Origin of the sequence: Schaalia sp. (assembly GCF_050312375.1) — a bacterium.
GTDB classification, from domain to species: domain Bacteria; phylum Actinomycetota; class Actinomycetes; order Actinomycetales; family Actinomycetaceae; genus Pauljensenia; species Pauljensenia hyovaginalis.
On sequence record NZ_JBNOYB010000036.1, the window covers coordinates 23,696 to 30,852 of the forward strand.

The following is a 7,157-nucleotide window of genomic DNA, read 5'->3' on the forward strand; positions in this document are numbered from 1 at the left end:
CTGTGTTCATGAGGGTTTCTCCCGCCCACACTAGAAGAGCCCTCACCGCCCGCGGAATGCTTCGGCGAAGAATCCGGGACGACTCAGGGTTCGCTCAGGGAAGCCCTCGTCCCCCTCCTCCCTCGCTCCGACGATGGCCTCGCCGCGCGATTCTCGGGGGTTCCACTAAAATTGAGAGCGAGACGATCGAGCCCCCTGCCGGACCTCCCGCGCTCCGGCACCGCACCGGGGCACGGCATCGAGGAGGGGAATGCTCGTCATCCTTGCGGCTTTCGCGCTCGGCGCCCTGCTCGCGCCGATGATCATGCGCTCGGGCCGCGCGGCCTTCCTCGTTCTCGCACTCATCCCCGCAGGCGCCTTCATCTACTTCGCCTCTTTGGCGCCGGAGGTGCTCGCCGGGGCCGTTCCGGTCGAGACCTGGCCCTGGGCGCCTCAGCTCGGCCTCGATCTCGCCTTCCGGATCGATGTCCTGTCGTGGACGATGGCCCTCATCGTGTCGGGAGTCGGCGCCCTGGTCCTCGTCTACACGACCCGGTACTTCTCGGCGTCGGCGGCCGGTCTCGGCCGCTTCGCGGGCGCCTTCGTGAGTTTCGCGGGCGCCATGCTCGGCCTGGTCACCACGGACAACACCCTGGCGATGTACATGTTCTGGGAGCTCACCACGGTGTTCTCCTTCATCCTCATCGGCCACTCCCATGCGCTCGCGTCTTCCAGAAGGGCCGCTCAGCAGGCGCTCATCGTCACCGCCTCCGGCGGACTCGCGATGCTCGGCGGCATCGTCATCCTCGGGGAGGCCCCCGGCGGCTCCTTCCTGTTCTCCGAGCTCATCGCCTCGGCGCGCACGGGAGCACTGGGAGCGGGCGCTCCTGCGGCCCTGATCGCGACGGCGGTCCTCCTCATGCTCGCGGGCGCCGCGACGAAGTCGGCGCTCGCACCGAGCCACTTCTGGCTGCCCGCGGCGATGGCGGCCCCCACCCCGGTGTCGGCCTATCTTCACTCCTCGGCGATGGTGAAGGCGGGCGTGTACCTCGTCGCCCGACTCGCCCCCGCCTTCGCCGGCTCCGCCCCGTGGCGGGCCGTCGTCATCGGCCTGGGGCTGCTCACCCTGCTCCTCGGCGGATACCGCGCCCTCAAGCAGCACGATCTCAAGCTCATCCTCGCCTACGGCACCGTCTCCCAGCTGGGCCTGCTCATGGTCCTCGTCGGCCACGGGACGCAGGAGCTCATGCTCGCCGGCCTCGCCATGCTCGTCGCCCACTCGCTCTTCAAAGCGGCGCTCTTCCTCACGGTCGGCGCGATCGACTGGGCGACCGGGACCCGTGATCTTCGCGAGCTCACCGGCCTTATGCGCCGCATGCCCCTTCTCGCGTTCTTCTCGGGCCTCGCCGCCCTCTCGATGGCGGGCGTCCCCGGTTTCATCGGCTTCGTCGCGAAGGAGAGCGCCCTCGACGCCCTCATGGGATCGGCCTCCCCCGCCGACGCGGCGATCTGGATCACGATCGCCCTCGGCTCGGCGATGACCGTCGGATACGCCCTGCGCTTCTGGTGGGGGGCCTTCTGGACCCGGCCGCTCGTCGAGCCCCGCGAACTCAAAGGTCATTCGCGCCTCATGATGGCCCCGATCATCATCCTGTCCTCGGCGGGCCTCCTCCTCGGCCTCGTGCCCGGCCCGCTCGAAGGGCTCCTGAACGGCTACGCCGCGACCGTTGAGACGGGCGAACCCGGTCACCTGCTCGCCTGGCCGGGCGCGGGCGCCCCCTTCCTCGTCACGCTCGCCGTCCTCGCCCTCGGCGCCGCGGTCTTCGCCGCGCGCGACCCCTGGCTGCGATTCACCCGCCGCCACGAGTTCCCCCTCTCGGGCTCGGAGTTCTACCGCCTCACGATCACCTGGCTCGAAGCCGCATCAGGACGCGCCACCTCCCTCACGCAGCGCGGCTCCCTACCGGCCTACGTGTCGACGATCTTCACCTTCACCCTCCTCGTGACGGGCGCCGCCCTGACCTTCGGGGCTCCCCTCGGATTCGCCGGGATCCGCCCGGCGGATTCCACCGGACAGGCCCTCGCGGCCCTCATCGCCGCCACGGCCGCGATTCTCGGCGCCCGGGCGCGCCATCGGATGAAGGCGGTCCTCCTCGTCGGCGTCTCCGGCTACGGCGTCGCCCTCGTCTATGAACTCCACGGGGCGCCGGACCTCGCCCTCACCCAGGCGCTCGCCGAGACCGTCTCCCTCATCATCTTCATCCTCGTCCTGCGCCGCCTGCCCGCCTACTTCTCCAATCGGCCGCTCGCCGCCTCCCGGTACCTCCGGATGGCGCTCGCCGCTACCGTCGGCGGGGCCGTCGCCTTCGTCGCCGCCCTCGCCGCGGCTTCGCGCGTCGCCGAACCCATCGCGACGAGCCTGCACGACGAGGCCTACGTGAACGGCTACGGCCGGAACATCGTGAACGTGACTCTCGTGGACATCCGCGCCTGGGACACGATGGGCGAGATCACGGTCCTCGTCATCACGGCGATCGGCATGGCCTCCTTCATGTTCATCCGCGACCGACGGGCGCGAATGGACAGGCTGCGCAACATCGCATTGGATCCGCGCAGCTCGCAGGCCGTGTGGCCCAGCCCCTCGTCCGGCCGGACCGCAAGGCCCGCGACTGGGCCCACTTCGCCCGTGCCGCCAGGAACGCGCCGTGCGGGCCCCGAAGCCGAGCGCCTCGCCCCGTCGATGCGGAACCGCCTATGGCTCGCGGGGAGCTCGACCCTGTCGCAGCAGAACCGTTCGGTGATCTTCGAGCTCGGGACGCGCGTCGTCTACCACTCGATGCTCATCGTGTCGCTCTACTTCCTCGTGTCCGGCCACGACCAGCCCGGCGGCGGTTTCGCAGGCGGTCTGCTCGCGGGCATCGCGCTGACGATCCGCTACCTCGCGGGCGGCCGCTATGAACTCGGCGCGGCGGCGCCCCTCCACCCCGGTCACCTCATGGGTGCGGGACTCGCGATCGCGACCGGCTCGGCCCTCGCCCCCATCGCCTTCGGGGGCACGATCCTGCAGACCGCGAAGTTCTACCTCACGCTGCCCGCAGTCGGCGAGTTCAAAGTGGCGACCGCCCTGTTCTTCGACATCGGCGTCTACCTCGTGGTCGTCGGAATGGCATTGGAGATCCTGCGTTCGCTCGGCGCCGAGATCGACCGCCACGCCGAGATCGAAGGGGACCCGCAAGACGACTCCCTCGCCCTCGACCCCCACGAGGACGAGCGCCGCCACGCCCTCGACGCCCGCATGGCGCCGGGCGGACCCGCCGCTCCGGACGCACCCGATGAGAGGAGCCTCCCCTCATGACCTCCTCCCTCTCCCTCATCCTCCTCGCCGCCCTCCTCGTCGCCGCCGGCGTCTACCTCGTGCTCGAACGCTCCCTGTCGCGCATCGTCCTCGGACTCACGCTGCTGACGAACGGTCTGAACATCGTCTTCCTCATCGCGGGCGGCCCCTCCGGCGCGCCTCCGCTCGTCGGCGCGGCCGAACCCGAGGCGATGGCGGATCCCCTGGTCCAGGCGATGATGCTCACCGCGATCGTCATCGGCCTGGGCACCTCCGGCTTCCTCATGACGCTCGCGTACAGGACCTGGCAGCTCAACGGCAATGACGAGGTCCAGGACGATCTCGAGGACCGGCGCGTCGCCCGCCGCGCCGAACGCGCCCGCCTCGAGGCCCGAAGGGAGGCGGAGGCCGATATCGAGGTCGAGGCGCGGCTGGCCCGCGATGAGACGGAGGGCGAGGACGAGGACTTCGAGGACGCCCCGATGCGCGCCCCCGCGGACGTGCTGCGCTCGGGCGCTCCGGGCGACGAGGGCGGGGCGGACAACGGCGGGCCTTCGAACGAGGCGCCCGGGGGCGCGGGAGGGAGCGCCGGATGAACGCCCTCCTCGCCCTTCCGATCGTGCTGCCGATCCTGTCCGCAGGGGTCTCCCTCGCGTCCTCGAAAGCGCGAAGGCATCAGGGCCTCGTGTCCGGCGGGACTCTGTTCACCGTATGGCTCGTGTCGATCACGCTGCTCGTCATGGTCGCCTCGGGCCCGGTCGTGCTCAATATCGGCTTGTGGCCCGCACCGATCGGCATCGTCCTGGTCGCCGACGGCCTCTCGGCGATCATGCTCACGACTTCGGTGACCGTCACCCTGGCCGTCCTCCTCTACTCGCTCGCCCAGGGCGCGGCCGACGGTGAGGAGGCGGCTCCCCTCGCGGTCTTCCACCCGGCCTTCCTCATCCTGTCGGCGGGAGTCTCGAACACCTTCTTATCGGGCGACCTGTTCAACATGTACGTCGGATTCGAGATCCTCCTCTTCGCATCCTTCGTGCTCATCACTCTGGGCGGCACGCGCGACCGGGTCCGCGCGGGCACCGTCTACATCGTCGTCTCGATCATCTCCTCAGCCGTGTTCCTCACCGGCATCGCCCTCACTTACGCGGCCGTCGGGACCGTGAACCTCGCGCAGATCGCGATCCGCATGGGCGATGTCGCGCCCTCGACGGCCCTGCTCATCCAATCCGTCCTCCTCATCGGCTTCGGGGTGAAGGCCGCAGTCTTCCCCCTGTCCGCCTGGCTCCCCGACTCCTACCCGACGGCGCCCGCGCCGGTCACCGCGGTCTTCGCGGGCCTGCTCACGAAGGTCGGCGTCTACGGGATCATCCGCACCCAGACCCTGCTGTTCCCGGGGGACCGCCTCGCCCTGATCCTCGGACTGCTCGCCATCGCGACGATGCTCATCGGAATCCTCGGCGCCCTGGCCCAGCAGGACATCAAACGCCTCCTCTCCTTCACGCTCGTCTCCCACATCGGGTACATGCTCTGGGGGGTTTCGGTCGCCTCGGCCGCCTCCCTCGGGTCCACGGTCTACTACGCGGCCCACCACATCACCGTTCAGACGGCCCTGTTCCTCGTCGTCGGGCTCATCGAGAGGATCGGCGGCTCGACCTCGCTGACGAGGCTCGGCTCGCTGCTCAAGGCATCACCGCTCCTCGCGATCCTTTACATCGTGCCCGCGTTCAACCTCGCGGGCGTTCCTCCGGGCTCGGGCTTCTTCGGGAAGGTCGGGCTCATCTCGGCCTCCGTCGGGCGTTCGTCGCCCATCGACTGGGTCCTCATCGGGGCGGGCCTGCTCACCTCGCTCCTCACCCTGTACGCGGTGGCGCGCGCCTGGAACATGATGTTCTGGCAGGAGGCCCCCGAGGAGCCCTCCCCCAAACCCGTTTCGCCCTCGATGACGATCGCGACCGCCGGTCTCGTCGCGGTGAGCCTCGGGATCTCCTTCCTGGCCGGTCCGATCAACGAGTACACGAAGAACGCGGGCGCGCGGCTCCTCCAGCGCTCCCCCTACATCGTCGCAGTCCTGCCCCCGTCGGGGAACGCTGAACTCGAAGAGGGCCGCGAGGATCCCGATTCCTCCCCCATCCCCTCGGTCGAGGCGCCGAGGGAGGATCAGGGGCTGAGGAAGGAGGGGAAGCCGTGAGCGCTCAATCGCCCTCGGCCCGGGCGATCGCCCGGGCGACCAAGCGCCCCGGGCGCTTCCCCCACTCCTCCATGGGCATGCTCGTGTGGCTCACCCTCGTGTGGGTGATGCTGTGGGGCGAGTTCTCGACGAGCCGCGTCGTGTGGGGCTTCCTCCTCGCGCTCCTCGTCACGACCATCACCCCCTTCCCGGCGACCCCCTTCGACGGGCGATTCCGTCCGCTCGGAGTGCTCATCCTCGCCATCCGTCTCGTCGCCGACGTCCTCGTCTCCTCCTTCCAGCAGGCCGGGTTCATCCTCTCGGGGAAGCACCCGAAGGGCGCGATCATCCGCGTCCACCTGCGCTCCCACTCGGACGCCTATCTCGCGATCATCTCGACCCTCACCGCCATCGTGCCGGGCTCGGTCGTCGTCGAAGCGCACCGGGCGAGCGGGACGGTCTACGTCCACGTCTTCGATGAGAGGCTCGCGGGCGGCCCCGACGGCGTCCACCGGACGATCCTCACGCTCGAGGAGCGGGTGATGCGCGCCTTCGCCTCGCACGAGGAGCTCGTCGACGCGGGCTACGTCCCCGGATCGACCCGCCGCGCAGGACGCCTGCCCGTGCCATACGCGCCGCCTTCCGGCGAGGAGGCCGACGGGCCCGGACGCGCTTCGCCGGCCGAGGGTGGCCCCGCCGACGGGCTCGAATGCCTTTCGCCGGCCGAGGGAGGTCCCGTTGACGAGGGGAATGCCGATGGCGGCCCCGACGGCATTGCGCGGCCGAGCGGAGGGAGCACGGCATGAATCCGGTCCTCCTGCTCCTCGCCCTCGTCCTCTTCGTCTCCGCCTTCCTCGTCCTCTACCGGATCACGAAGGGCCCCACCTACCTGGATCGGATGCTCGGGGTCGACATGATGACTTCGATCCTCATCGGCGCCTTCGCCCTGCTCGCCGCGGCGACCAGGCGCGCGGATCTTCTGCCGGTGTTCATCGTCCTCGGCCTCGTGGGCTTCGTCGGTTCGACCGCCCTCGCCCGATTCGCGACCCTGGCCGATCCCGACGAGCGGCGCGTCCTGACCCGCGCGGAAGCCGAGGAGGCGGACCGCGCCCTCATGGACCTGTCGGAGGAAGCCGCCCCCGTTCACGACGTCGATTCCGAGGAGGACTGATGGACCCCTACGTCCTCCTCGATGTCGCGGGCCTCGCGTGCGTGTCCCTCGGCGTCGCCTTCACCTTCATCGCGTCGATCGGAATGGTGCGTTACCGCGACATCCTGTCCAGGCAGCACGTCGCGACCAAGCCTCAGATCTTCTCGCTCATCATGTACTTCCTCGGGATCGCACTGCTGGTCCGGGAGCCTTCGGTGACGTGGACGATGCTCCTCGTCATCGCATTCCAAATCATCACGGCGCCGATCTCAGCCCACATGCTGAGCAGGGCCGCCTACCGGACCGGACGCGTCGATCCCTCCTCGCTCACCGATGACGCCCTCGGGGAGGACTTGGTGACGGCGGGGGATCCGGTGAAGGTGAAAAGCCCGGAAGAACCGGAGGACCCTGTAATGACGAAGGACCCGTTGGGGCCGGGGGAACGGAAGGGCCCGATAGGGGCGGAGAGCATCGAGGACGATCCGGAGCCGTAGGGGCTCAACGCGAGCGGCGGGGGAGCCCGTATG

The 7,157-nt window shown here is 69.6% G+C and carries 6 protein-coding genes; all 6 read left to right on the forward strand.

The window, feature by feature from the left end:
- Positions 1-250 precede the first annotated feature (250 nt).
- The 6 genes from ACQY7V_RS02610 to mnhG are packed head-to-tail and all read left to right on the forward strand — an operon-like array spanning position 251 to position 7,124.
- Complete coding sequence (locus ACQY7V_RS02610; protein ID WP_428638765.1) at positions 251-3,334, forward strand: Na+/H+ antiporter subunit A; 3,084 nt, start codon at positions 251-253, stop codon at positions 3,332-3,334.
- Positions 3,331-3,909 carry a Na(+)/H(+) antiporter subunit C gene (locus ACQY7V_RS02615; protein ID WP_428638767.1) on the forward strand — a complete coding sequence of 193 codons (579 nt, stop codon included), beginning with the start codon at positions 3,331-3,333 and terminating at the stop codon, positions 3,907-3,909. The genes ACQY7V_RS02610 and ACQY7V_RS02615 overlap by 4 nt, the downstream gene beginning before the upstream one ends.
- Complete coding sequence (locus ACQY7V_RS02620; RefSeq protein WP_428638769.1) at positions 3,906-5,501, forward strand: Na+/H+ antiporter subunit D; 1,596 nt, start codon at positions 3,906-3,908, stop codon at positions 5,499-5,501. The genes ACQY7V_RS02615 and ACQY7V_RS02620 overlap by 4 nt, the downstream gene beginning before the upstream one ends.
- Positions 5,498-6,286 carry a Na+/H+ antiporter subunit E gene (locus tag ACQY7V_RS02625; RefSeq protein WP_320836102.1) on the forward strand — a complete coding sequence of 263 codons (789 nt, stop codon included), beginning with the start codon at positions 5,498-5,500 and terminating at the stop codon, positions 6,284-6,286. The genes ACQY7V_RS02620 and ACQY7V_RS02625 overlap by 4 nt, the downstream gene beginning before the upstream one ends.
- Positions 6,283-6,651 carry a monovalent cation/H+ antiporter complex subunit F gene (locus ACQY7V_RS02630; RefSeq protein ID WP_235361842.1) on the forward strand — a complete coding sequence of 123 codons (369 nt, stop codon included), beginning with the start codon at positions 6,283-6,285 and terminating at the stop codon, positions 6,649-6,651. Before ACQY7V_RS02625 ends, ACQY7V_RS02630 begins: the two co-directional genes overlap by 4 nt.
- Positions 6,651-7,124, forward strand: coding sequence for a monovalent cation/H(+) antiporter subunit G (gene mnhG / locus ACQY7V_RS02635; protein ID WP_428638772.1), 474 nt, complete (start codon positions 6,651-6,653; stop codon positions 7,122-7,124). Before ACQY7V_RS02630 ends, mnhG begins: the two co-directional genes overlap by 1 nt.
- Positions 7,125-7,157: the final 33 nt, after the last annotated feature.